Below are 25,875 nucleotides of genomic sequence, written 5' to 3'. Positions count from 1 at the left end.
ACTCAATATTCAGGATAGGAAAGTATTATTTTAAAAGGACAGGATGATTGAATTAATCGGATAAACAATAAAAGTATTTATAGTTTATATATTTAATTTGAGATGAAAAAATTATATATGTTTTAATAAAGATTATTAAAAAATAAATAAATTTAATAAGTACAGATAAAATAAAAGCCATTTTAATAATGGCTTTTTTTTAAAAAAAAGTAGATCAATAAGTTTTATAAGGTAAAAACTTTCCGGATAATACGACATTCACCCGATCTCCGTTTGGATTATTCTCTCGTTGAATATCCATGCTGAAATCAATTGCACTCATAATACCATCTCCGAATTCTTCATGGATCAGCTCTTTAATGGTCATACCATAAACGTTGACAACCTCATACCAGCGATAAATCAGCGGATCTGTCGGCACACTAGTTGGCAGAGAACCTTTATAAGGTACGATTTGCAGCCAGGCAATGGCTTCATCAGTCAGTCCAAATATTTCACCAATTTTTTCTGCCTGTTCTTTATTAAAAGCCATCTGACCTAAACATGCAGCAGTCACCCATTCTTTAGAAAGGCCTATAGCTTCAGCGACATCTGCCCATTTGATAGACTTTAAAACTTTCGCTGAAATAATCATGTCTGTCACTTGTTGACGATGGCTAATCATAATCTTCTCCAATAGCTATATTTAAAAAATGACCACTATAGATAATGCAGAGATTGTGCCAATATAATTATAAGGATTAAATTTTAAAATAATTTATATTATTTTTATTAGTCGTTTAAAATGAGTGGCACGCTATTTGCTTTTATCTTTATTAAATATGGCAATGGCGCCATGACACGATTAATCTGTTTGAATAATGCAAGGCAAAGACGCCTAGGGTTGAAATAGACTTTAGGCGTTTTTTATTTGCAAACAGGCAAGTTATTTATATAAAGGGGATAAAAATATGGCTTATCTTGCTCCTGCAGAGTTTGCAAAAAAAGTAGTTGATGCCGGTGAGGCAAAACTTCATATGGCAACGCGTGATGTTTTGATTCGTGCTTTTATGGCAGGTGCAATTCTGGCGCTGGCAGCAGTATTTGCAGTTACTGTGGGTATACAAACAGGAGTACTGCTGATCGGTGCACTGTTATTTCCAGTTGGCTTTTGCATGTTGTATCTCTTGGGCTATGACCTGCTCACTGGGGTATTTGTATTGACCCCTTTGGCTTGGCTAGACAAACGACCAGGGGTGACGTGGTCACGTATTTTAAAAAACTGGGGTCTGGTTTTTTTAGGTAACTTTGCCGGATGTTTAACCGTGGCAGTGTTAATGGCCGCTGTCTATACCATGGGTTTCGCCGCTGAACCGAATGCGGTCGGGGTGAAAATTGCCCATATAGGTGAAGACCGGACTTTAGGCTATGCCGAATATGGTCTTGCTGGCTGGATCACGATTTTTATCCGCGGCATGCTGTGTAACTGGATGGTATCACTTGGTGTAATTGGTGCCATGATGTCAACCACGGTCAGCGGCAAATTCATCGCGATGTGGATGCCAATCATGCTGTTTTTCGCCATGGGCTTTGAACATTCAGTCGTGAATATGTTCCTGTTCCCATTTGCCATGATGATGGGCGGTGATTTCTCGATTACAGACTACTTCTTGTGGAATGAATTACCGGTTGCACTGGGGAATCTGGTGGGCGGTCTGGCACTGACAGGTCTGGCGCTCTATACCACGCATGTACGTACTGGCGCTAAAAAAGAATTCTAATCTAAGCATGATGATTTATGTCTTGAGATTAAAGGGATCGATTCGATCCCTTTTTGAGTATTTAAAATGAATAAAAAATTAAAGATCAGCATTGGGCAATATTCTTCTGCTGGAATCAAAGCACAGAATCAGGATTTTCACGGGGTCTATATTCCTGAAGGCCACGCGCTTAGCAGTAAGGGAATTGCCTGTGCAATTGCAGACGGGATCAGCAGCAGCAATGTCAGTCATATTGCAGCAGAAACTGCGGTCAGCAGTTTTCTATCGGATTATTATTCGACTTCAGATGCATGGAGTACTCAAACTTCAGCGGCACGGGTCATTCGTGCGACCAATTCCTGGCTCTATGCACAAACCCAGCAGAGCCGCGGGCGTTTTGATAAAGATCAGGGTTATGTCTGCACCTTTAGTGCACTGATTTTGAAACAAAACAGGGCGCATATTTTTCATACAGGCGATAGCCGGATTTATCGCATTCAGGCACAAGCCATTGAACAGTTGACGGCTGATCACCGGGTTTTCCTGTCATCAACAGAACATTATTTAAGTCGTGCTCTGGGTGCCGACCATCGTATCGATGTCGATTATCAGCAGCTTGAATTATATGAAGATGATTTATTTATTTTGATGACAGATGGTGTCTATGAATTTATGGAGATGCAGCTCATCTCGGAAATGCTGCAACAGAAACAACATCTGGATATCATTGCCAGGTCGATAATCGAACTGGCCTTAAAGCGGGGTAGTGATGATAATCTCACCATTCAAATCATTAAAGTGGAACAGTTGCCTGAGGAGGAATCCTTTCATATCAAGAGCCATGTTTTATTTCCGCAACAGCTGAGTCATGGCGACCTGTTTGAAGGTTATCGAATTGATAAAATCCTGCACCAGAATCATCGCAGCAGCCTCTATTTGGCGCGTGATGAAGCGACACAAAATCAGCTGGTCATTAAAACCTTGTCTGTCGATGTGCAGGATGACCTGAAAGCGGTAGAACAATTCCAGATGGAAGACTGGGTATCGAAACGCTTAAAACATGAAAATCTGCTGCAATGTTATCCGCATAAGGGCAGCAAGCAGTTTTTATTTCAAAGTTATGAATACTTGCAAGGGGAAAGCCTAAGTCGCTGGCTGCATCGTCAAAAAACAGCTTTAACTTTACAGAAGTTGCTTCCCATCATTGAACAGGTGGCCAAAGCATTGAATGCCATGCACCGTCTTGAAATGCTGCACCAAGATGTACGGCCAGAAAATGTCATGCTGCTTGAACCAGCTGATACCTTGAAAGTAAAACTGATTGATTATGGATCGACGGCGGTCAGAGGTCTGGTTGAACTGAATCCCAAACATGCAGACGTCCCTTTAGGAACTTTGGCCTTTATGGCACCTGAGTATTTTATTGGACGTTCGCCCTCAATAAAATCAGATCAGTTCTCGCTGGCGGTGATGAGTTATTATTTATTGACCCGACAATTACCTTATGGGACAGACCTCGCGCGCTGCAAGACCGAAAAGGCCTTAAAGCAGGTTCGATATCATCCACTTTATGAGTATCGACCGGATCTGCCACATGACTTGGACGCAATCTTTAAAAAAGCGCTTTCTATTCGTCCAGAGCAGCGCTATGAAGCACTTTCAGCATTTATATATGATCTGAAACACCCAGATCTCAAATTTAAAAAATCAGTTTCACGTCCTATGCTTGAAAAGCATCCAGTCACCTTCTGGAAATCCTGCACAGCAGTTCTGCTGTTGTTATTGCTCTGGGTGTTTGCACTGTATTTTAGCCAATGAAAATAATTCAAATAGGCTGTTCAACGATTTTTTTGACTGGAGTAAAAAATCGGATCTGATTCAAGCTGAGATGCAGTCAAAATATCTATTTATTCTTATTATATTTTTTTATATTTTTACGATGATTGACTCTGTGTTTTTGAAGATTATCTATATAAAATAGCAAGTGCAGTTAAAATCTAAATAAGCATAAAAATATTGGAATAATAATTGCTTATTTTTAATACCACTAGAATAAAAAGGTAAATAAGACATGAAACTTCAATTTTTTAGGCTGATATTAATCGCGAGTAGCTCCATTGTGATGAGCCAAACCAGTTTCGCGGGAGATGGGGGCTTACGTTTTGCTGAAAAGAATCAGGAAAAAGTGGCACAAATTCAGGCCAAGAAAAAAGTGGCAGAAACACAAGCTCCGCCCCTACAAGCAAAAGCCAGTACAGAGCCGAAACAGTAAAACAGCAGCCATATAAAAAGACTTACCCTTCTTCTTGGATCTGATAGATAAAATGTATGGCTTGGAATAGATAGAGCAGAATTTTTGCAATGCTCATAAATAAAAAAACTCCCCACATATTTTAAACCATGGGGAGTTTTTTATTTTGCATCTCAGGGAAAATTACTGAATTTGTTCCTCATCCTGTTTTTCCTGACGCAATTGATCCCGCTGACGCTGTGGATCCTGGATACCTAATTGACCGCGCTGGATTTCCCGATCCTGTTTTTCTTGCGGATCAAGTTGTTCTTCAGTGAGTTCTTCATCATTTCGATCGATTGGATTATGCATGGTCTTTTATCCTCTAATACTGTCTGTTTTTATTGTATGAATAAAGCAAAATTAGTCTGTGACTTTTATGCCTGAGTTATTTTTCTAACGTGTTGCAGCTGTAAGTTTAAGCAATATTTTATGGGGGAATTTAATTAAAATAATTAACTGTATAAAAATTATAATTTTAACTTATGGTAATCTTAGATGAGTCATGCTCATTAATTTTCAATTTAAATGAAAATTAATAAATAATTGTGAGCGATTGGGGTATGCTAAAGACAGAACAAATGTGATTACTTTTTGAATTTTCGGTATTTCCCATGATAGAACTCCGCCATTTAAGAACCCTGACCGCTCTGCGGGAGCATGGCTCCCTGGTTGCAGCCGCAAGTGATTTATGTTTAACACCATCGGCCCTGTCACATCAGCTACGTGAGCTTGATCAGTGGTTTGGCGTTGAAGTGGTAAACCGGCGTAGTCGTCCTGTAAGTTTTTCAAATGTGGGGTTACGGTTATTAAAACTGGCGGATGAAATATTACCGCAAGTTCAAAGTGCACAGGGTGATATCAGCCGTATTGTGCATGGTCAGACCGGGAGAATTATCTTCTCTTCTGAATGTCATAGCTGTTTTGACTGGCTAATGCCATTGCTTAACCAGTACCGGATGCAATATCCGGATGTAGACCTAGACTTTGCCTCAGGTTTTGAATCGAACCCCCATGAATTACTGCAAACTGGAGAGTTTGATCTGCTGATCACTGCTGATCCAATTGCACTCAAAGGCATTGAATATTTTCCGATTTTTGAATATGAATCGCGCCTGGTTTTATCCAATACTCATCCCTTGGTAAGAGCAAAACATATTACTGTTGAGGAGCTGGCTGAAGAAACGCTGGTGACTTATCCGGTGGATAAACACCGTTTGGATATCATGTCGCGTCTGTTTATCCCCGCTAATGTATTACCTAAAGCTATTCGTACCACTGATTTAACCCAAATGCTGATCCAGCTGGTAGCCAGTGGGCGCGGGATTGGTGCATTGCCAGACTGGGTGGTAAATGAATATGAACAAAAGGGCTGGGTGACTTCACGCCGTTTAGACTGTGTGGCGCCTGAAGGATTGCGCCGTACTTTATACGCTGGCTATCGTACAGAAGAAAAGCAGAAAGATTATTTTGAAGGCTTCTTGAAACAGCTGGACCGTTTTTCCAAAAAAAGGCAGGCTTATTACAACTAATCAATGAAAAATTGAATATCTTTAGACTTATTACTGCTAAAAAATCCTGTTAGTCAGGATTTTTTAATTTTAACTTTCCTGGTCTGCATCATTTTGATTGATCTATAAGATGATGCAGCTATTAATCCAGCTTTTGAATTTAATGAACTGGTTTAGTCGATCATAATTTCTGACAAGTATTACATTTTGCCAAGTGGGAATACATCTGTGCAGAATTAAATGGTATAACATTCAATATCAATTACTTAAAATTTAAATTCTAGGAACTTGTAGGAATATAGTTCTGATCTTGCAAATTCATTTTTAATAAAAAGATTAAATAAAATTTAAAAACATACGCTAATCAGTCAATTTTTTGGCAGAAAATAACTCCTGAAAATACCAAGGTTGATCTATGCTACAGCAAGATTTTTAATCCACATCTCAAGCAGATCAGGACCACTTATACAGGACTGTATAAACTCGCCATGCATATGACAAAAATACCTCTTAAAAAAAGCCCACTGAGCCTCATGATCCTGTCGATTTTCTCGGGGCATGTTTATGCTGAAACGGTCAGGGAACCGGGTAATGTTCAACAGTTGAATACTATCGTGATCAGTGCTGAAAAAAATGCCACTCCGCAACAGCAATCTCAGAAAGAACTGGCTCAGGTTTCAGGAGGAACAAATTTCATTGGTGAGCAGCAGCTAGGACAGCAGCGACTTGCAACCACGGCCGATGTATTCCGTTTGCAGTCAGGAATTTATGCCCAGTTTGCGGGAAATGAAGGAGTAAAAGTCTCAATTCGTGGCTCAGGAATTAACCGCACTTCAGGTGCGCATGCCTCTGGTACCTATGTCATGATCAATGATATTCCGTTTACAGGACCGGGCGGTACAGCTTATGAGCTGCTCGAGCCATGGTGGATTGATCATGTCGTGGTGTATCGTGGTGCCAACGGTTTAAAACAGGGTGGATTGTCTTTAGGCGGAACAATTAACTATAAAAGTAAAACTGGGGCAGAGCAGAATGGTTCTGAACTCAAATATGAAATGGGTAGCCATGGTTATCAGAAATATCAGTTCAGTACCGGCCGAAAACTGGATAAATCAGATTATTATCTGGCGGTAATAGCTAACCAGTTTGACGGAATTCAGGCTCATGCCAAAGGCGATGGCAAAGGTCTGGCTTTTAATCTGGGCTATCAAGTTAGTCCGGATATCGAAACTCGTTTTTATGCCCGTTACCGTGAAAGCCAGCATTTAACTCCGGGACGGATTACTCAGGAACAGCTTAAGCATAATCCTAGAACAGCAAATAGTTTTAATTTGGCAGTGGATGCCAAACGAATTCAGCCGGGCAGTACCTGGCTGGCCAATACCACAACTTGGAATTTACAGGATGATGCCAAACTGACCGGTAGTCTGGCCTATCACCATTATCCTCTGGATTTGCGTGAAAGCAGTTATCGCACGAATGTCGATTATGAAGACATTAGTACACGTTTCCAGTATGAAAAGCCTTACCAGTTTCTAGGTCTGGAGCATCAGGGACGTATCGCTTTACGCAGTACCACCCATCGCCCAAACAGTGGGGTAACGGAAACTATCCGACGTGATATGTCCATTGATGGAACATTATATCCGGCAGATACGGTTACTCGCCGTTATACCTATCGGGGTTCAGACAACGTGCTGCAATTTGATCAGGAAACTGCATTAAATGATCAGTTTAAACTGGATCTGGGATTCGCAGCAGCCTATACCCATCGGGAAAGTGAAGTGACTTATCCTGTAGCCAGCCCGGAAGTCAGCCGTTATGAATGGAATTTTGCACCACGACTTGGATTGACTTATCAAGCGAATGACGATGTACAATGGTTTGCCAATTTAAGCCGCAGCATTGAACCGACGCACCCTTGGTCTATGGTATGGTCTTCGCCTTATTATTTTGACAGTGGCATTGCTTCTGGCCGGGTGCGTGCTCCCATTTACTTGGATACACAAACCGCCAATAGCTTGGAACTGGGTGGCCGAGGACAATCAGTCTTTGGCGATTGGGCACTGAGCTATTACTATTCCAAAGTGAAAAATGAACTGCTAACTTCAGAACTGATCAAAACCTATGAAGATGGAGCAGAACGACCTTCAGAGCCAATTGCTGTTGAATCCAATGCCACGCCGACCATTCATCAAGGGGTGGAGCTAAGTCTGGATACGCCATTACATGAATCCCGATTTGGCGAGCTGCGTCTGCAACAGGCTTATACCCTTAGCGATTTTCATTATAAAAATGATCCATTATTTGGTAAAAACCAGTTGCCGGGGATACCCAAACATCTATATCAGGCACAGCTCAGTTATGCATTATACAACGGCCTGTATATTGGCCTGAATACAGAATATGCGTCCAAAATGGCACATGATTATGCCAATAGCCGATTCAGTGATGACTATCAGATCTGGGGCATTGACTTGGGTTATGCACCAGAACATCAGTTCTGGAAAACCTGGATTAACTTTAAAAATATTACCGATAAAAAATATGCAGCAGTCGTGATTCCAGGTTATGACGATCGGGGTGCAGATCTTGCCCGATCTTCACCGGGTGAAGGTTTTTCTACTTATGCCGGTGTGTCATTTAAATTTTAATTATTTAAAAATTAAAAAAAGAGCGGGATATTTCCCGCTCTTTTTATTTTTTGATAGAACGGATTTATCAGGTTTCTAATATTCCTGTAATACCTGTCACGATCATATCGATGGCAATAGTACCGATTAAAAGCGCTGCAACACGACCGACGATATCGACATACAGGTCAATATAGTTTGAATACTTGTGCTGTAAATGATCATGCAGGTATTTCATCAGGATTAGCAGGCTACAGGTCAGAAATAGGGTTGAGAAAATCACCAGAATGGTTTGCATTAAACTGAGTTGTATACCGGTGATCACAGATGCCGAAATGGTGCCCGGACCGATCATAAACGGCATGGCAATCGTGCCCGCCAGATGACTAGGCGCTCCACGCATCACGCCAATCGTATCAGCACCTTCAAAGACATAACGATAGCCAATCACCAGAAAGATAATACCGCCAAAAATCTGGAAGGACTCAAACCGTACATGCAAGACTTCATTAAAGAAGGCTTCACCGGTTTTTGCAAAAATGATGAACACAATAAAGCTGATCAGGCTGCCCTGAATCAATGCCATGTTGAATACTTTTGCGTCGGAATTACGGATAATTCCGAGCATGTAGATACTCATCAGAAAAGGATTGAGCAGGGAGAAAAACAGGGCAAAAGTATTCAAACTTTCTGACATCATTGCGTCCTTCCGTAGTTGAGTAATCCTAGATTTCACGATCCGGGAACAGCGGACGTTTACCTGGGCTGATCCGGTTAATATGCAGATACATCATATGGCGTTCATATTTATCCAGGATGTCATTGATCACCTGTTCCTTGCTATAACCGACCAGATCGTTGCCCTGAGAGCCTTCAAACAGATAACTTTCCAGACGATAATAATAACGTTTGGTTCGTTTACCACGTGAACTGAAATTTGGCGTGTCATAGCGTACCGGCCATATTTCGTAGACAAAGTTTTCTTCTTCATCGAGCTGAATGGTCAGATCCAGGTGATACAGTTCAGGTTCTTCCTCAAGTGATTTTTCCTGAATATTGACTTGAATGCCTTTGTCAATTAACTCGGTTGCAACGGCCTCAATGGCCGGCTTGCAGACATTGTCCAGCATGGTCCGGGTCTGGGACAGGCTTGGATGCAGCATGACCCGGCTCAGACGCTTCTTCCAGTTCAAGATATCCACATTACCGACCACAGGTGCCGCATTCAGGCTGGTACTGGCCTGACGAAAATCCTCCAGACGCAAGGACTTATAGAGTCCCGCCATCACAAAGAAAATGACGAAACTAAAAGGCAGACCCATAATAATCGTAGTGTTCTGTAATGCTGTCACGCCATTCGCCATGAGCATTGCCAAAGTCAGCAAACCGATGGCAATGGCCCAGAACACACTGAGCCAGCGCGGTGAATCATGCTCAATATTAGTGAATTTAGTGGTGAAATTTCCCAATACCAATGCCCCTGAATCCGCTGAGGTCACATAGAACAGCAAGCCGGTAATGGTGGCGACACCTGCTGTAAACATAAAGCCTGGATACTGCGCCAGCAGATCATAAAAACCATGTGCCGGATTTTCTAAAACTGTCGTAGCAAGTTGAGTATTACCATCAAAAATCACGCTGTATAAAGCACTGTTACCGAAAATAGACAACCAGGTCAGGGTAAATAACAGAGGAATAACCAAAGTCCCGGTGACAAATTCGCGAATGGTACGACCACGGGAAATACGGGCCAGGAACAGACCAACAAAAGGCGACCAGGCGATCCACCATGCCCAGAAGAACAGGGTCCAGCTATTCATCCACTCTTTCGGTTGTTCAAAAGGAAAACTCGTTAAAGAAAGCTTCGGGAACTGACTGATATAGTCACCAAAATTTTGAATCAAGGCGGCTAATAAAAACTCGGTATTGCCTACAAACAGAATGAATAGCAGCAGCCCAATTGACACATAGATATTAATTTCAGACAGGATCCGGATGCCTTTATTGACACCGGCAGTCACTGAAATAATAGTAATAATCACAGCAACGGCGATGAGTGCAGTTTGAATCCAGATATTTTCCGGTAAACCAAACAGCACATGCAGGCCGTAATTTAATTGCACAACGCCAATCCCGCAGGTGGTGGCAATCCCGAAAATCGTGCCGAGTACCGCAGCCGTATCAACCGTATGGCCAATTGGACCATTAATTCTTTTTCCAAAAATAGGATAGAGTGCTGATCGGATGGTGAGCGGTAAATTATAGCGATAACTGAAATAACCTAGAGCGACCCCAATCAGCGCGTACATACTCCAGCCGGTTAAACCGTAGTGAAACAGGGTCCACACCATGGACTGGCGCGCAGCTTCAAAAGTTTCGCCTTCGCCTACAGGCGGATTCATATAGTGGGAAAGCGGTTCCGCCACCGAGAAGAACATCAGGTCAATCCCGATCCCGGCAGAAAATAGCATCGCCGACCAACTCAGCAGGCTAAATTCTGGCTTGGAATGTTTGGGACCTAATTTAATCTCGCCATAACGGGAACAGGCGATAAAGACGATAAAAACCAGATACAGCGTTGCCGCCAGCAGGTAATACCAGCTAAAGGTACGACTGACCCAGTTTAAAATATTAATAATGACTTGATTGGCTTGTTCATTAAATAAAATGGTAATGATAGAAAACAGCAGAATAAGTGTCGCCGAAAAATAAAAAACTACTTTATTCAGACCATCTTGCATCTCTTCATTTTTCTTTTGCATAAATCCATGACCATCGTTTTGTTGCCGGATGATCTACAGTGCCGTGTGATTTAAAAGTAAAAACATGCATAAAGCTTCCCTGTTTTCGTGAATTACAAACTTTTGCAAATCCAAAACAAACTGCGCTGTACATCAAGGGTGAGCTGGCACTATAATTTTTATTAATTGAACGTTCAATTAAAAAAGCGTTTATTAATTGTTACATCATTCTGCTATTTATCTAGCAAAGTAACTTTCTATTGTTATATCCGTTATTCAGGTTAGACCTATGCCCAAAGTTGGTATGCAACCGATCCGCCGTCAGCAACTTATCGACGCCACCTTAGCTGCAGTCAATGAGCTGGGTTTTGCAGAAGCTTCAATCAGTCAGATTGCTCAAAGGGCAGGTGTCTCAACCGGCATCATAAGTCATTATTTTCAAGGTAAAAATGGCTTGATCGAAGCCACAATGCGTTACTTGTTGCAGCAATTAGGTACATCTGTTGCACAGATAAAGATGCAGGTTGATGACATACCGGAACAACGCTTACTGGCGATCGTCCGTGGTAATTTTGCTGCTCCACAAACGGACAAGGCAGCCATGAAAGTCTGGTTGGCATTCTGGGCTAGCAGTTTGCACCAACCTGAATTACACCGTTTACAGCAGATCAATCATTACCGTTTACATTCCAATCTCAAATATGAATTCATGAAAAAGTTGAGTAAAGACCAGGCAGAGAAAGCTGCTCAAGGTCTGGCAGCATTGATTGACGGATTCTGGCTAAGAGGTGCTTTGGTAAGTGGCGAAATTGATCCAGAACTGCCGATTGAACTGTGTAGTGAATATATCCGGCAACAACTCAAATAACCCACCTGCGAGGAAATTCCATTGACAACATTCAAACTGCAATGTCCTTATATTCATGGACAGTATGTCGATGCAACGTCCAATAGCACGTTTCAAACGATTAATCCTGCAACAGGCGAAGTTCTGGCAGACGTGCAAGTGTGTACGCGAAAAGATATCGATCGCGCTGTTGAATCGGCACAGAAAGGACAAAAGGTCTGGGCAGAAATGACGGCGATTCAACGTTCCCGTATTTTGAACAAGGCGGTTGCCATCCTCCGTGAACGTAATGACGAGCTGGCGCGTTTAGAAAGCCTCGACAGTGGTAAAGCTTTCAGTGAAACATCCACCGTCGATATTGCGACAGGTGCAGATGTACTCGAATACTATGCAGGTATTTTACCAGCATTAGAAGGCCAGCAAATCCCGCTCAGAAGCAGTTCGTTTGTCTATACTCGCCGTGAACCTTTAGGTGTGGTTGCCGGGATTGGTGCATGGAATTACCCGATTCAAATCGCCTTATGGAAATCGGCACCTGCACTGGCAGCAGGCAATGCCATGATCTTTAAAGCCAGTGAAGTAACGCCTTTAACTGCATTAAAACTGGCAGAAATTTATACTAAAGCAGGTGTGCCGCATGGCGTATTTAATGTGGTGACCGGTAGTGGTGAAATTGGTGGCTATCTGACTTCACATCCGGACATAGCCAAAGTTTCATTTACCGGTGGTGTCGCAACCGGCAAAAAAGTCATGGCCCAAGCTGCGAATTCCAGCCTGAAAGAAGTGACTATGGAGCTGGGCGGAAAATCCCCGCTGATTATCTGTGAAGATGCCGATCTGGATCTGGCGGCAGATATTGCCATGATGGCCAACTTCTACAGTTCCGGTCAGGTCTGTACCAATGGTACCCGCATATTTGTACCTTTAGCCTTGAAAGCCGAATTCGAAGAAAAGATTTTGCAGCGTATTCCTTATATCCGTATGGGGGATCCACTTGATCCTGAGACCAATTTTGGTCCAGTGTCCAGCTTCTCTCATATGGAAAAAGTATTGAGCTATATTGAAAAGGGCAAGATCGAAGGTGCACGCTTATTGTGTGGTGGTGGCCGTGCTGAAGATGAGCAGTTTGCGCAAGGCGCTTATGTGCTACCAACGGTATTTACCGATTGTCGTGACGACATGACGATTGTTCGTGAAGAAATCTTTGGTCCAGTCATGAGTATTCTGAGTTATGACTCAGAAGAAGAGGCGATTCGTCGAGCCAATGACACCGAGTATGGTCTGGCAGCTGGTGTCGTGACGCCGAATCTGGCACGTGCGCATCGTATTATTCATCAAATCGAAGCCGGTATTTGCTGGATTAATACCTGGGGCGAATCACCGGCAGAAATGCCAGTTGGTGGCTATAAACATTCAGGTGTCGGTCGCGAAAACGGTATTGTCACGCTACAGCAATATACCCAGACCAAGTCAGTTCAGGTCGAACTCAGTCCTTTCCAGTCTGTATTTAGCGCATAAGGGAGGATTGGATGAATTACGATTATATTATTATTGGTGCAGGTTCGGCAGGAAATGTGCTCGCAGTGCGTTTAACTGAAGATCCGGATGTGAAAGTCCTGCTGCTAGAAGCGGGTGGACCGGATTACCGTCTAGATTTCAGAACACAAATGCCAGCTGCGTTGGCTTATCCCCTACATGGACGACGCTATAACTGGGCCTATCTGACCGACCCCGAACCTCATATGAATAATCGTCGTATGGAGTGCGGGCGCGGAAAAGGTCTGGGCGGTTCTTCGTTAATTAACGGCATGTGTTACATTCGTGGTAATGCTATGGATCTTGAACAGTGGGCCAGCCTTAAGGGGCTAGAACACTGGAGCTATGCCGAATGTCTGCCGTATTATAAAAAAGCTGAAACGCGCGATATTGGCGGCAATGATTATCATGGTGATTCTGGACCGGTTTCGGTCGCAACACCGAAAAATGGCAATAATGAACTGTTCCATGCCATGGTCGAGGCAGGTGTACAGGCCGGCTATTCACGTACTGATGACCTGAATGGCTATCAGCAGGAAGGTTTCGGGCCGATGGACCGTACCGTAACGCCGCAAGGCCGTCGTTCCAGTACAGCACGCGGTTATCTCGATATGGCCAAAGGCCGGGATAATCTCACAATTATTACCCACGCCATGACCAACCGGATTCTGTTTAATCGTAATCAGGCGATTGGTGTGGAATATTTTGAAGGACAAAATACCTTACAGCCGATTCAGGTCTTTGCAGATCGTGAAGTATTGCTATGTGCAGGTGCAATTGCCTCGCCGCAAATCCTGCAACGCTCCGGTGTGGGTCCGGCTGAACTGTTAAAAAGTCTGGATATTCCTGTGGTTCAGGATTTGCCAGGCGTGGGTGAAAACCTGCAGGACCATCTGGAAATGTACCTGCAATATAAGTGCAAAAAACCTGTCAGCTTATATCCGGCACTCAAGTGGTATAACCAGCCAATGATTGGCGCTGAATGGTTATTTTTAGGAAAAGGTATTGGGGCCAGCAACCAGTTTGAAGCCGGTGGTTTTATCCGCTCTTCAGACGAATTTGAATGGCCTAATATCCAGTATCATTTCCTGCCTGTGGCGATTAATTATAATGGCACCAATGCCATTCATGAACATGGCTTCCAGGCTCATGTGGGCTCTATGCGTTCACCGTCACGTGGCCGTGTCCGTCTGAAATCCAAAGACCCGTTTGAGCATCCAAGTATTCTGTTCAACTATATGAGTACTGAGCAGGACTGGCGTGAATTCCGCGATGCCATCCGTATTACCCGGGAAATCATGCATCAGCCGGCATTAGATCCCTATCGTGGTGAAGAAATCAGTCCAGGAAAACATCTACAAACAGATGCTGAAATTGATGAATTTGTTCGTAATCATGCAGAAACCGCGTATCATCCATCGTGTAGCTGTAAAATGGGTGAGGATGACATGGCGGTTGTCGATGGTTATGGACGCGTACATGAAATGCAGGGGTTGCGTGTGATTGATGCCTCGATAATGCCTTTGATCATTACCGGCAACCTCAATGCAACTACGATTATGATCGCTGAAAAACTGGCAGACCATATTCGTGGCAAACCTGCTCTTGCGCCTTCATCGGCACCTTTTTACAAGGCGCCTCGCGCTTAAATCATGGTTTTATTCCTGTCATCTGGCAAAGCAGGAGTAAAACGAATTTCAATTTTTTCCCAAAAACGGAGATAAAACCTCGACTGCTTTCGTTTTATCTCCGGCTTTGCTTAATACAATTTATATTTTATGAAAATATTCAATCAAACAGTGCTGTTTGGCTGTGCTGCTGTTTCAAGTCTTTACTGTTATGCCGATGATGCAGAAGTAAAACAAATAGAAGCAAGCGGAAACTTGAGTGTGGTATCCAAATATATCTCCCGCGGTTTGACCAATGCACCTGAAAATGATGACGTTGCTGTACAGGCTGCATTGAATCTGGCTTATGGCAATTTTTATGTCGGATATTGGGGATCTACGCTTGGATACTCTTATGCAGAAGTGCAGGGGCGTCCGAGACATCGCTCAGACAAATTCGAGCATGACTTTCTGCTGGGTTATACCCATAGCAGCAAAAATTATGATTGGGATCTATGGAACGCAACCTATTATTATCCGGGCGGCAAGCATACTACCGGAAATGAGCTGGGTTTAAATGTCAGTCGTGCGTTGAATGATCAGACCAGTATCGGGGCCAGCATATCGACCTATCTGTATGATGTGGCTTATGCCAATCAGGGCGATACCTTTTATACACTTAACCTGAGCCATCAATTGAATGATCGCCTGAATGCCAGTGTTACGGCAGCAGGAAGCTATTTTAACGATGAAGGCAAATATGAGGGCGGTGAACTGGGCGATACCGAAAAGCAGTTTGCCTTTCGTTATGCTTCTGCCGGACTCAGTTATGCGCTTTTACCGCAGTTGAGTGTGTCAGGTGAATATATCTTTGGCGGTTATGACCGCTATGATGACAAGCAGCGTAATCTTGCAGTATTTGCGCTGAGTTATGATTTTTAAAATTATGAAATCATTCAGATTAGGCGGGTGAAAATCTGCCTTATCTGCAATTTTGATTAATAGTATAAGCCATGACTTGAAGTAGATTCATGCTCCGGTAGCTCGGGAAAGACTGAGGGTCTGGTTTAATCTGCCAGAATTTCAGACAAACATTATCAATTTCATAAAATAATTCTATAATAGCGCCCATTCTCGGCAGCGTTATCCAGACACTTAGTCAAATGGTATAACCTGACCATTTTCTATTTTTCATTCAAGTTCTCCTCCGTGAACCGGCTTGTATTCAGATTCAGCATCTTATCTGTCCGTGACGGCACATAAGAATATTTAGGTATCCACATGGAAATTAAGGTCAATTATCTCGATAATCTACGCCAGGAAGCCAAGTTCGATGACTTCACGGTGATTGCCGATCAGCCGATCCGCTATAAAGGCGATGGTTCGGCACCCGGCCCATTCGATTATTTTCTGGCGTCGTCGGCACTTTGTGCGGCTTATTTTGTCAAAGTCTATTGCGCAGCACGTGACATTCCAACCGATAATATCCGCCTTTCGCAAAACAATATTGTTGATCCTGAAAACCGCTATAAACAGATTTTTAAAATTCAGGTGGAACTGCCGGTTGATATTTCTGAAAAAGACCGCCAAGGAATTTTACGTTCGATAGACCGTTGTACCGTCAAGAAAGTAATTCAAACCGGTCCTGAATTTGTTATTGAAGAAGTAGAGAGTATCGATGCAGATGCTCAGGCCTTGTTAATGCCAAGTCTGGCTTCTGATCATACGACTTTCATTCCGGGTAAAGACCTTCCGCTGGAAGAAACCATTGCCAATATGTCTGCCATTCTGGCAGGCCTCGGCATGAAGATTGAAATTGCGTCTTGGCGTAATATCGTGCCGAATGTCTGGTCATTGCATATTCGTGATGCGCAGTCGCCAATGTGCTTTACCAACGGTAAGGGCTCGACCAAAGAAAGTGCGCTGGCATCTGCTTTGGGTGAATTTATTGAGCGTCTGAACTGTAACTTCTTCTATAACGACCAGTTCTGGGGTGAAGATATTGCCAATGCAGAATTTGTGCATTATCCAGATGAAAAGTGGTTCCAGCCAGGTCCGAATGGCGAACTACCTGCAGAAGTTTTGGATGAACATACCCGTGAAATTTATGATCCAGAAGATGAGTTATTGGGTACCCATCTTTATGATACCAACTCGGGCAATAAGGCTCGTGGCATCTGTTCATTGCCATTTGTACGTCAGTCTGATGGTGAAACCGTTTATTTCCCGTCCAATCTGATCGAAAACCTTTACTTAAGTAACGGGATGAGTGCCGGCAATACCTTGGCTGAAGCGCAAGTACAATGTCTTTCTGAAATTTTCGAACGTGCGGTAAAACGTGAAATTCTGGAAGGTGAACTCGCACTTCCGGATGTGCCTGAACATGTTCTGGCAAAATATCCGAAAATTATTGAAGGTATTAAAGGTCTGGAAGAACAGGGCTTCCCGGTTCTGGTCAAAGATGCCTCATTAGGCGGCCAGTTCCCGGTCATGTGTGTCACCTTGATGAACCCGCGTACCGGCGGTGTATTTGCCTCATTCGGTGCCCATCCTAACTTTGAAGTGGCATTAGAACGCAGTCTGACCGAGTTATTGCAAGGCCGTAGTTTTGAAGGCCTGAATGATCTGCCAAAACCAACCTTTAGCAGCAATGCAGTAACTGAACCGAATAACTTTGTTGAGCATTTCATCGACTCAAGCGGTGTAGTGTCTTGGCGTTTCTTCAGCGCGAAATCAGATTATGATTTTGTCGAGTGGGATTTCACTAATAACGGTCAAAATTCGAATGCGGATGAAGCTCAGGAATTATTCACGATTCTGGAAGACATGGGCCATGAAGTTTATATGGCGGTGTATCAGCATCTAGGTGCAACAGCTTGCCGTATTCTGGTACCGGGCTATTCAGAAATTTATCTGGTAGAAGATCTGGTTTGGGACAATACCAACAAGGCTTTGTTATATCGTGAAGATATCCTGAATCTGCACCGTCTGGATGATGAACAACTGGAAGCACTGGTTGAGCGTCTGGAAGAAGCAGATGAGGATGACTATACCGAGATCAAAACCTTGATCGGTATCGAGTTCGATGAAAATACTGAATGGGGCCAACTGACGATTCTGGAACTGAAACTGCTGATTTATGTGGCTTTGCAGCAATTTGAAGAAGCCAAAGATCTGGTTGAGCAGTTCTTGCAGTTCAATACCAATACCGTTGAACGTGGCCTGTTCTACCAGTGCATGAATGTCGTTCTGGAAGTCATTCTGGATGATGAAATGGAACTGGAAGATTATGAACACAACTTCCGTCGTATGTTTGGTGATGCCCGTATGGATGCCGTTCTAGGTTCAATCGAAGGAACAGTTCGTTTCTATGGTTTGACCGAAACCAACATGCAGCTTGAAGGGCTGGATCGTCATCTACGTTTAATTGACAGCTATAAGAAATTGCATGCAGCGCGTGCCAAGTTTGTGGCTCAGCAATAATCCATAGATGAATGACTAAAATTTTTCGTCATTTGTTTTAAATCTTAAAAATGGCTTACTCGGTTTCGAGTAGGCCATTTTTATCTCTGATCCTATATGCAATCTTTTCTATTATTTCTATTCTAACTTATTAATTCCAGCTCCCGAGGGAACTGGAATTACCTAAAAAATTAAAGTGAAGTGTTAATACTAACTGCTTCAAGATTGGGTATATGAATGTGAGAAATAGATGTATTTTTCTCATTCACAGGAACTACCTTACATATTCGGGTAATTCGGACCACCACCACCTTCCGGTGTCACCCAGGTGATGTTCTGGGACGGATCCTTGATATCACAGGTCTTGCAGTGCACACAGTTGGCTGCATTGATCTGGAAACGCTTGGAACCGTCATTATTTTCCATGATTTCATACACCCCCGCTGGGCAGTAACGCTGTGCAGGCTCATCCCATTTCGGCAGGTTCACTTCAACCGGGATGGATGGATCAGTTAGTTTCAAATGCGAAGGCTGGTTTTCTTCATGGACCGTGTTCGACACAAACACTGAAGACAGGCGGTCAAAGGTCAGCTTGCCATCCGGTTTTGGATAGGTCGGCTTGAAGTTCACTGCATCGACAGTTTTTAATGCCTTGAAGTCAGGCAGCAGATCATGCAAGGTGAACGGTACTTTAAACACGTTCTGGTCGATGAAGTTGAATGCACCACCCATCCATTGACCGAACTTGTGCATCGCAGGACCGAAGTTACGCGAGCTGTACAGCTCTTCTTTCAGCCAGCTATGGTTGAACTTGTCGGTATACGCGGTCAGTTCCTTGACAAAGAAATCTTCGCCCTCTACAACACGCGCCACCGCCAGATCACCGCCTTTTTCTACACCCGCAGCAATGGCTTCAAATACCGCTTCACCGCAGAGCATGCCAGATTTCATTGCTGTATGAGAACCCTTGATCTTGGCGAAGTTCAGGAAGCCGGCATCATCCCCAATTAAAGAACCGCCCGGGAAAGTAAATTTCGGCAGCGAGTTAAAACCACCTTTGGTCACGGCACGGGCACCATAAGAAATGCGCTTGCCACCTTCGAGATACTGCTTGATCAGCGGATGGGTTTTCCAGCGTTGCATTTCCATGAACGGATACATATGCGGGTTTTCATAAGAAAGATCCACGATCATGCCCAGGGTCACCTGGTTGTTCTCGGCGTGGTATAGCCACCAGCCACCTGAAGAACCGGTTTCATTGAGTGGCCAGCCGGCACCATGCATCACCAGACCCGGTTTGTGCTTGGCTGGATCAATTTCCCACAGCTCTTTAATCCCGATGCCGTAATGCTGCGGATCGGCGTCCTTGTCCAGGTTGAACTTCTGGATCAGGCGCTTGCCTAAATGACCACGGCAACCTTCAGCAAATAACGTGTATTTAGCGTGCAGTTCATAACCCGGAGTAAAGTTATGTGTCGGTTCACCATCTTTACCAATACCCATATCACCGGTCTGGATGCCTTTTACCGTGCCATCTTCATGATAAAGAATTTCAGAAGCTGCAAAGCCCGGGAAGATTGATACTTCCAGTTCTTCGGCTTTCTGGCCTAACCAGCGCACCACGTTGCCGAGCGAGATGACATAGTTGCCATCATTATGCATGGTTTTAGGCACCATCCAGTGCGGTGCTTCCTGTGATTTTTCATCTGACAGCAGGAAGAAGGTTTTATCTTCAGTCACCGGGACATTCAGCGGGGCACCCTGTTCTTTCCAGTCCGGGAACAATTCGTTCATGGCACGTGGTTCAAGCACAGCACCAGACAGAATATGTGCACCGACTTCGGAGCCTTTTTCTACGACACAAACGGACAGATCGTTTAAGTTGTTTTCAATTGCAAGTTGACGGATTTTGATCGCAGCAGAAAGACCCGCAGGGCCTGCGCCTACGATGACGACGTCAAACTCCATCGATTCTCTTGTTATATCTTCCATAATATAAAATCCAATTTCGTATAGCGATATATATAGCATTATCTAAATCGGTTATGAAGCTTATTCTTGATCTTTTTATTTGAAATAGGACTTTATCTTTTTTTTAAATCTTATCTATTTCACAGCATTAAAAAGGTTTGCGGCAAATTCTGGGTAAAGTAAGAAGAAGATGTATAGACTGGGTATTCATAAAAAGAGCGACTGAATGTCGCTCTGATGATTAATTTTTTATATGTTGTTGAGATTCATTGCAATATTGTTCACCATATGAATCAGACGCGGTCCAATTTCATTTTCCAGTTTTTCCTGATTTAACAGATAACTTGGAGCCCCACAGTTAAACGTTAGTATTCCGTGTTTAGGGTGAACCAGTGGAACTGCCACGGAATTCACATCCTTAGCCCAGTCACCTAAAGACAGACAGTAGCCATAATCCTGATAATCACGGATTGCACGTTCCAGATTACGCTTAATGGTTGGCCACTGGTCTTCATTTCTTTTTTTGATCGCATCAAATAAATATTCGCGTTCTTTTACATCCATTGCTGCCAGACAGGCACGTCCCATGGCACTGCTATGAATCGGTAAGGTAGAACCGACAGGGCGGCGCATGGTCAGCGTCGATTCTGTATGTACCACTTCCAGATAAATCATGCTCAAACGGTCACGTGTAGCCATTGCCACAGGAGCTTGAGAATAACGCGACATTTCTTCCATAAATGGATAAGCCTGAGTCCGCGCAGAAATATTACTCAGAGCTGCATAGCCCAAAGCCAATACACCCACATCTAGTAAATATTTTGTGGTATTAGGCAATTGTTTTAAATAACCTAAAGAAACCAGGGTACTGGTAATACGCGCTACAGTCGGCTTAGGCAAGTTGGTTAATTGTGCAATTTCCTGATTTCCAAGTAATTGATTAGTTGAAGAAAAGCAGCGCAAGATTTCCAATCCACGCGCAATAGACGCAATAAATTGAGGATTGTTTTCTCTATGAATATGTGAAATCGGGTCTAAACGGATTTCATCAAAATTGGGAATTTCACCAGTTTTATTTTTTGTCATGTTCAAGGCAATTAAGGTTAAATTAGTAAATATGATAACAATATAATTTCACGATACAAAATAAAACACTTATACAAAAGATAAAATGTAGAAAAAAGTACCTAAATTATTTGTGAACGGAAAGAATGTGGTTATCCAAGCTTCAAGACAACATACAATCATCTGGTTTTCAGGTTAATGAAAGTCATTCAAAATTTCGATTTTCCCCCACAATAGCAATAATTAAGAAGCATTACCTCAAGAAGAAAGATGAAGCCTTATCTTCAACAAAGTTGATAGAAACAACGATTCTTCACTGGAAATATTTCGCATTGTGAAATTAAATCTTAAACACAACTGAACTCAAATGCCAGAAAAATTTCATTTTCAAGATAAAAATAAAAATTTTGGTAATTTTTCTTGCTAAAAATGATTTTATATGATTATTTATTTCGTATTACGAAACAAAAATAATGGTAAAGGAATTTACCTAAATTATATCCATGGAGATTTATATGATTCGTGATCCAGAAATGTTAGACCAGCTTCTGTCGACGATTCGAAATTTTGTAAAAAATGAACTGGTGCCTCTCGAGCATGAAGTAGAAGAGAACAATGCCATTCCCGAACATATTGTGGAACAGATGAAAGAGTTGGGTTTATTTGGCCTGACGATTCCAGAAGAATATGGCGGTTTAGGTATTACCATGGAAGAAGAAATTCTGGTCGCGATGGAGTTGGGTCAGACATCGGCTGCCTTCCGCTCTTTAATTGGTACTAACAACGGCATTGGCTCAAGTGGCATCATTATCGACGGTACAGAAGAGCAAAAACAGAAATATTTACCGCGTTATGCAACCGGCGAAATTATTGGTTCATTCTGTTTGACTGAACCAGATTCAGGATCAGACGCTGCTGCTTTAAAAACCAGTGCAGTTAAAGACGGCGATTATTATATTTTAAACGGAACTAAACGCTTCATCACCAATGCGCCACGTGCTACGACATTTACCGTGATGGCACGTACCAATCAAGAGATTAAAGGTGCTGGTGCTATTTCAGCATTTTTAGTTGAAGCAGGCACACCTGGTTTAAGCTTGGGTAAAATTGACAAGAAAATGGGCCAACATGGTTCCTATACCTGTGATGTAATTTTTGAAAACTGTAAAGTGCATAAAGATCAACTGATTGGCGGTATAGAAGGGATTGGCTTTAAAACAGCAATGCGTGTGCTGGATAAGGGTCGTCTGCACATTGCCGGTTATAGCGTTGGCATGGCAGAGCGCATGCTGGAAGACGCACTTAACTATGCAGTGGAACGCAAACAGTTTGGTCAGCCCATTGCGAATTTCCAGCTGATCCAGGGGATGTTGGCAGACTCTAAGGCCGAAATTTATGCAGCCAAATGTATGGTGCTGGATGCTGCGCGTCTGCGTGATGCGGGTCAAAATGTTACGACTGAAGCCTCTTGTGCCAAAATGTTTGCAACCGAAATGTGTGGCCGAATAGCTGATCGCTGTTTGCAGATTCATGGCGGAGCGGGTTATATCAGTGAATATTCAATTGAACGTTTCTACCGTGATGTGCGACTGTTCCGTTTATATGAAGGAACCACACAAATCCAGCAAATTATTATTGCGCGTGAAATGATTAAACAAGCAACTGCCTAGTCTCATAATTTTAAAATAAGGAAATATTAAAATGACGACAAAAATTAAATTTGATTGGCAAGACCCATTTTTAATCGAACAGCAACTGACATCAGAAGAGCGCATGATTCGCGATGCAGCGGCAGCATACTGTCAAGACAAACTGATGCCGCGTGTACTGGAACAGTTCCGTCATGAAAAAACCGATCCGGCTATTTTCCGTGAAATGGGAGAACTGGGTTTACTCGGTCCAACCATTCCGGAACAGTACGGCGGTGCAGGTTTAAATTATGTCAGTTATGGTCTGATTGCCCGTGAAGTTGAACGTGTCGATTCAGGTTACCGTTCAATGGCCAGCGTACAAAGCTCTCTGGTGATGGTACCCATTAATGAATTTGGTTCTGAAGAGCAAAAGCAGAAGTATTTACCAAAATTAGCAACCGGTGAATATATTGGTTGCTTCGGCTTGACCGAGCCAGATCATGGATCAGATCCTGGCAGCATGATTAGCCGTGCTAAAAAAGTCGAGGGTGGTTACCGTTTAACAGGCGCAAAAATGTGGATTACCAATAGTCCGATTGCCGATGTATTTGTAGTTTGGGCCAAAGAAGTTTCTGCCGAAGGTAATGTCGGTGACATTCGTGGCTTTATTTTAGAAAAAGGCTGGGAAGGGCTTTCTGCTCCAGCGATTCACGGCAAGGTGGGTCTACGTGCCTCAATCACCGGTGAAATTGTGATGGATAACGTCTTTGTTCCAGAAGAAAATGCATTTCCGGAAGTTCGTGGTTTAAAAGGGCCTTTTACCTGCTTGAACAGTGCGCGTTACGGGATTGCATGGGGTGCGATGGGAGCTGCAGAATTCTGCTGGCATACCGCTCATCAGTACACCATGGACCGGAAACAGTTTGGCCGACCACTCGCTGCGAATCAGCTGATCCAGAAAAAACTGGCAGACATGCAAACTGAAATTGCCCTTGGCTTACAGGTGGCTTTACGTTTTGGCCGTATGAAGGATGAGAGCATTGCTTCAGTTGAAGGTACGTCTTTAATTAAGCGTAATAACTGCGGTAAGGCACTGGATATTGCCCGTTTGGCCCGTGACATGATGGGTGGAAATGGCATTAGCGATGAATTCGGTGTAGCCCGTCATCTGGTTAATCTGGAAGTGGTAAATACCTATGAAGGTACACATGATGTGCATGCGTTAATTTTAGGTCGTGCACAAACCGGAATTGCAGCCTTTTGCAACTAAACCTGAGATCTCCCTCTAGCCAGCATTGCTGGCTAGATTGTTTTCGGGGTTAAGAATCGCGGCTTAATCACATCTATTTGTAGATTGCTATGTGATTTCACCGTATTCAATTTTTAAAAACCTTAAAAGCATTTTTATATCACTTTGTTAAAGCGTGATAATGATCAATAAATATTATATATTTCAATTAAATAATTAAGTGAAATATTGATTTTTAAAAGGCACAGGAGTGCCGAAAAGTAGAAAGAGCATTATGGATACGATCAGTTCACAACAACACCAAGTAGAAGGTGGAAACGAACCCAAGCAAAAAGTCTGGATTCTGGCCTTTATCTTCTCATTTTTGGCATTACTGGTTGATGGGGCTGACATTGCATTATTAGCCTACAGTCTGACCAGTCTGAAACAAGAATTTTCATTAAGTAATATGCAGGCGGGTGCCTTGGGAAGCTGGACACTTGCAGGCATGGCTATCGGCGGTTTTTTTGGTGGCTGGGCTTGTGACCGTTTTGGCCGGGTTCGTGTGATCGTCATTGCCATTGCATTATTTTCTTCATTAACCTTCTGGTTAGGATTCGTAGAAAGTTATGATCAGTTCAAATGGCTGCGCTTTACGTCTGCGATTGGACTAGGTGCTCTATATATTGCCTGTAACACACTCATGGCAGAGTATGTACCCACCAAATATCGCTCTACAGTATTGGCAACGCTTATGACTGGCTGGACTTTAGGCTCGGTGGTCGCAACTGTTCTGGCTGGATGGCTATTGCCTGAATTTGGCTGGCGATACCTCTATTATATTGCCATTATTCCAATTGTACTGGCCTTCGCGATGTACTTCTTGGTGCCTGAACCGAAAGCCTGGTTAGATGCGCGTAAAGCACGCCTGGATGCAAAAGCCAGTGGCATTGTGCAGGAAAAGCCCAAGAACACTTTCAAAATGATTTTTGAAGATGCACTTAGCCGTCGCATGTTTATCCTCTGGTCCTTCAGTACCGCATTTTTACAGTTTGGCTATTATGGAGTCAGCAACTGGCTACCGGCCTATTTAGAGACCGATCTGGGAATCAAGTTTAAAGAAATGACCATGTATATGATCGGAACTTTCCTGATCATGATGTGTACCAAAGTCATTGCCGGTTTTATCGCTGACCAGATTGGCCGTCGTGCGGTATTTGCTTTCGGCACCATGGGTACTGCGATTTTTATCCCTGTGATTGTCTTTGGTAATACGCCGGATAACATTCTCTGGCTGATGTTATTTTTTGGTTTTCTCTATGGTATTCCATACGGTATTAATGCGACTTACATGACAGAAAGCTTCTCCACCAAAGTGCGTGGAACAGCAGTGGGTGGTGCCTATAACGTCGGCCGACTGGGTGCTGTATTTGCACCTCTTACTATTGGCTATTTTGCTCAAGGAGGCTCAATTGGTACGGGCTTACTGATTATGGGGATTGCCTATTTTCTTTGTGGCCTGATACCCGCTTTCTTTATTAAAGACCGCTTATTTGATCCGCAAAAGGCAGATTAATCTGCACTTGCAATATAGATAGAACATGCTAGGAAGCA

General features: G+C 43.1%; 19 protein-coding genes. 13 read left to right on the top strand and 6 right to left on the bottom strand.

The window, feature by feature from the left end:
- Positions 1 to 214 precede the first annotated feature (214 nt).
- Positions 215 to 664 carry a cyanase gene (gene cynS / locus VXQ92_RS02320; RefSeq protein WP_064096756.1) on the bottom strand — a complete coding sequence of 150 codons (450 nt, stop codon included), beginning with the start codon at positions 662 to 664 and terminating at the stop codon, positions 215 to 217.
- A 286-nt stretch (positions 665 to 950) separates the two neighbouring features.
- On the opposite strand from cynS, the gene VXQ92_RS02315 reads away from it, so the two are divergent.
- From VXQ92_RS02315 to VXQ92_RS02305, 3 genes are all read left to right on the top strand, one after another.
- Positions 951 to 1,760 (top strand): formate/nitrite transporter family protein, encoded by an 810-nt coding sequence (locus VXQ92_RS02315; RefSeq protein WP_416680209.1) that lies wholly within the window; start codon positions 951 to 953, stop codon positions 1,758 to 1,760.
- A 66-nt stretch (positions 1,761 to 1,826) separates the two neighbouring features.
- Positions 1,827 to 3,557 carry a protein kinase domain-containing protein gene (locus tag VXQ92_RS02310; RefSeq protein ID WP_416680207.1) on the top strand — a complete coding sequence of 577 codons (1,731 nt, stop codon included), beginning with the start codon at positions 1,827 to 1,829 and terminating at the stop codon, positions 3,555 to 3,557.
- Positions 3,558 to 3,810: 253 nt separating this feature from the next.
- Positions 3,811 to 4,011, top strand: coding sequence for a hypothetical protein (locus tag VXQ92_RS02305; RefSeq protein ID WP_416680205.1), 201 nt, complete (start codon positions 3,811 to 3,813; stop codon positions 4,009 to 4,011).
- Positions 4,012 to 4,173: 162 nt separating this feature from the next.
- On the opposite strand, the gene VXQ92_RS02300 is transcribed toward VXQ92_RS02305, so the two are convergent.
- Positions 4,174 to 4,341, bottom strand: a complete 168-nt coding sequence (locus tag VXQ92_RS02300; protein ID WP_416680204.1) for a hypothetical protein — start codon at positions 4,339 to 4,341, stop codon at positions 4,174 to 4,176.
- Positions 4,342 to 4,643: 302 nt separating this feature from the next.
- Between VXQ92_RS02300 and VXQ92_RS02295 the strand changes: the two genes are divergently transcribed.
- Complete coding sequence (locus VXQ92_RS02295) at positions 4,644 to 5,561, top strand: LysR family transcriptional regulator (RefSeq protein ID WP_416680202.1); 918 nt, start codon at positions 4,644 to 4,646, stop codon at positions 5,559 to 5,561.
- 467 nt (positions 5,562 to 6,028) lie between these two features.
- Positions 6,029 to 8,194 (top strand): TonB-dependent receptor family protein, encoded by a 2,166-nt coding sequence (locus VXQ92_RS02290; protein ID WP_416680200.1) that lies wholly within the window; start codon positions 6,029 to 6,031, stop codon positions 8,192 to 8,194.
- A gap of 67 nt (positions 8,195 to 8,261) precedes the next feature.
- Here the strand turns inward: VXQ92_RS02290 and VXQ92_RS02285 are convergent, their stop codons facing one another.
- A complete protein-coding gene (locus VXQ92_RS02285) occupies positions 8,262 to 8,873 on the bottom strand; it encodes a MarC family protein (RefSeq protein WP_416680198.1) in 612 nt (203 codons plus the stop codon).
- Positions 8,874 to 8,898: 25 nt separating this feature from the next.
- Positions 8,899 to 10,935, bottom strand: coding sequence for a choline transporter (locus VXQ92_RS02280; RefSeq protein ID WP_416680197.1), 2,037 nt, complete (start codon positions 10,933 to 10,935; stop codon positions 8,899 to 8,901).
- Positions 10,936 to 11,203: 268 nt separating this feature from the next.
- Between VXQ92_RS02280 and betI the strand changes: the two genes are divergently transcribed.
- The 5 genes from betI to VXQ92_RS02255 all read left to right on the top strand — a co-directional run bounded on the left by betI (position 11,204) and on the right by VXQ92_RS02255 (position 18,387).
- Entirely contained in the window at positions 11,204 to 11,782 is a 579-nt protein-coding gene (gene betI / locus VXQ92_RS02275; protein WP_416680196.1) for a transcriptional regulator BetI, read from the top strand.
- Positions 11,783 to 11,803: 21 nt separating this feature from the next.
- Positions 11,804 to 13,279, top strand: coding sequence for a betaine-aldehyde dehydrogenase (betB, locus tag VXQ92_RS02270; RefSeq protein ID WP_416680194.1), 1,476 nt, complete (start codon positions 11,804 to 11,806; stop codon positions 13,277 to 13,279).
- A gap of 11 nt (positions 13,280 to 13,290) precedes the next feature.
- Positions 13,291 to 14,946 carry a choline dehydrogenase gene (gene betA, locus VXQ92_RS02265; protein WP_416680192.1) on the top strand — a complete coding sequence of 552 codons (1,656 nt, stop codon included), beginning with the start codon at positions 13,291 to 13,293 and terminating at the stop codon, positions 14,944 to 14,946.
- Positions 14,947 to 15,075: 129 nt separating this feature from the next.
- Positions 15,076 to 15,846, top strand: coding sequence for a hypothetical protein (locus VXQ92_RS02260; protein WP_416680190.1), 771 nt, complete (start codon positions 15,076 to 15,078; stop codon positions 15,844 to 15,846).
- A 339-nt stretch (positions 15,847 to 16,185) separates the two neighbouring features.
- Positions 16,186 to 18,387: an OsmC domain/YcaO domain-containing protein gene (locus VXQ92_RS02255; protein WP_416680188.1), complete on the top strand. Its 2,202-nt coding sequence runs from the start codon at positions 16,186 to 16,188 to the stop codon at positions 18,385 to 18,387.
- 258 nt (positions 18,388 to 18,645) lie between these two features.
- On the opposite strand, the gene VXQ92_RS02250 is transcribed toward VXQ92_RS02255, so the two are convergent.
- The gene (locus VXQ92_RS02250) at positions 18,646 to 20,358 is read right to left on the bottom strand and encodes a 4Fe-4S dicluster domain-containing protein (RefSeq protein ID WP_416680186.1); all 1,713 of its coding nucleotides are present in this window, start codon (positions 20,356 to 20,358) and stop codon (positions 18,646 to 18,648) included.
- 228 nt (positions 20,359 to 20,586) lie between these two features.
- Positions 20,587 to 21,423, bottom strand: coding sequence for an IclR family transcriptional regulator (locus VXQ92_RS02245; protein ID WP_064102868.1), 837 nt, complete (start codon positions 21,421 to 21,423; stop codon positions 20,587 to 20,589).
- 494 nt (positions 21,424 to 21,917) lie between these two features.
- Here VXQ92_RS02245 and VXQ92_RS02240 point away from each other — a divergent pair, with 494 nt between their 5' ends.
- The 3 genes from VXQ92_RS02240 to VXQ92_RS02230 all read left to right on the top strand — a co-directional run bounded on the left by VXQ92_RS02240 (position 21,918) and on the right by VXQ92_RS02230 (position 25,837).
- Positions 21,918 to 23,072 (top strand): acyl-CoA dehydrogenase family protein, encoded by a 1,155-nt coding sequence (locus tag VXQ92_RS02240; protein WP_416680184.1) that lies wholly within the window; start codon positions 21,918 to 21,920, stop codon positions 23,070 to 23,072.
- Positions 23,073 to 23,103: 31 nt separating this feature from the next.
- Complete coding sequence (locus VXQ92_RS02235) at positions 23,104 to 24,303, top strand: acyl-CoA dehydrogenase (RefSeq protein WP_416680181.1); 1,200 nt, start codon at positions 23,104 to 23,106, stop codon at positions 24,301 to 24,303.
- Positions 24,304 to 24,556: 253 nt separating this feature from the next.
- On the top strand, positions 24,557 to 25,837 hold the full coding sequence (locus VXQ92_RS02230; RefSeq protein WP_416680179.1) for an MFS transporter: 1,281 nt from the start codon (positions 24,557 to 24,559) through the stop codon (positions 25,835 to 25,837).
- Positions 25,838 to 25,875: the final 38 nt, after the last annotated feature.

Source organism: Acinetobacter sp. 228 (genome assembly GCF_048147885.1).
Note: the sequence above shows the minus strand (reverse complement) of the source record. Positions and strands in the feature narration are given on the sequence as shown.